Annotated in this window: 1 protein-coding gene; it reads right to left on the reverse strand. The window is 56.6% G+C overall.

All coding sequences use genetic code 11. The features are described 5' to 3' along the window. Positions 1 to 61: 61 nt before the first annotated feature. Positions 62 to 1,321 carry an IS256 family transposase gene (locus tag M5C01_RS32700; RefSeq protein ID WP_152742436.1) on the reverse strand — a complete coding sequence of 420 codons (1,260 nt, stop codon included), beginning with the start codon at positions 1,319 to 1,321 and terminating at the stop codon, positions 62 to 64. Positions 1,322 to 1,373 lie beyond the last annotated feature (52 nt).

A 1,373-nucleotide genomic window follows, 5' to 3' on the forward strand; every position in this document is an offset into this window, starting at 1 on the left:
GAGAGTGTCAGATTTTTTGTGTGCAGGCTGGTAATGGCCTGCCGTTAGGCAGGCCTTTGTTTCACCAGGTCGGCCTGATGAATCGATCCCCGTACAGGATTGCAAATTGATTCATCGCATCTTTCCAGTCTTTCCCCGCTTTACCCCAAGTGGCGGTAATGTTTCGTAGAACCAGCCAGATCAACTTCGTCGCCGCCTCGTCCGTGGGGAAATGGCCGCGAGTCTTGATGATCTTACGTAGCTGGGCGTTGATGCTCTCGATGGCGTTGGTGGTGTAGATCACCTTTCGAATCGCTGGTGGGAATACGAAGAATGGGATGACCCGATCCCAGACGCGTCGCCAGGCAGCAACCACCGTCGGATACTGCTTACCCCAAGGCCCTGCTTCAAAGTCGTTCAGCGCTTGCTCGGCGGCTTCGGCGTTCAGTGCCTGATAGATCGGCTTCAACGCTCTAGCCAGATCGCGCCGTTTGTCCCAACCCGCATAATCCAAGCTGTTGCGGATCAGATGCACGATGCAAGTCTGCAATGTGGTCTGCGGATAAACCGCTGCCAGCGCCTCCGGCATACCCTTCAGGCCATCAGTGACAGCAATCAGCACGTCCTCGACACCGCGAGTCTTGAGGTCGTTGAAGACCTTCATCCAGAACTTGGCGCCCTCCGTCGTTTCGATCCAGATGCCCAGAATGTCTCGGCTCCCGTCCGGCAAGACACCCAGCGCCAGATAGATCGCCTTGTTACGCACCAGCCCTTCGTCACGGATCTTGACTCTCAGAGCGTCAAAGAAAATCACCGGGTACATGGGTTCAAGCGGACGCTGCTGCCAGGCACCGATCTCTTCCAGCACCGCATCGGTCACCGAACTGATGAAATCGTGGGAAACGTCTGTTGCGTACTGTTCCATCAGGAAAGCTCGAATCTCGCGAACAGTCATGCCACGGGCATACATGGCGATGATCTTGTCGTCAAAACCGGTAAAACGGCGCTCGTGCTTCGGGATAAGGATCGGCGCGAAACTACCCTCGCGGTCTCTGGGGATCTCCAGGCGCAACGGGCCGTCGTCGGTCAGGACAGTCTTGCTGCTTTTGCCGTTGCGCTGGTTACTCGACTCCTCGGGGCGCTCCGCGCCCTGAGGATAGCCAAGATGATGCCCCAGCTCGGCGCCAAGGGCTCGCTCGATCAGCGCCTTCTTGAACGCCATCGAGGCATCCTGGATGGCTTCGGCGGTCATCGGGCCATTAACGAACTGATCGATCAGCTCTTTGGGAATGGCTGGAAGGTCTCGTGTGACCTCACGGGCTGGTTTTTTCTTGGTCGGCATACATGCACCTCTGCAACATGTTATGCCCGAACACAAAATTTATGACAGTCCC

It is taken from the genome of Pseudomonas sp. MWU12-2319 (assembly GCF_023242525.1).
Lineage (GTDB): Bacteria > Pseudomonadota > Gammaproteobacteria > Pseudomonadales > Pseudomonadaceae > Aquipseudomonas > Aquipseudomonas gingeri_D.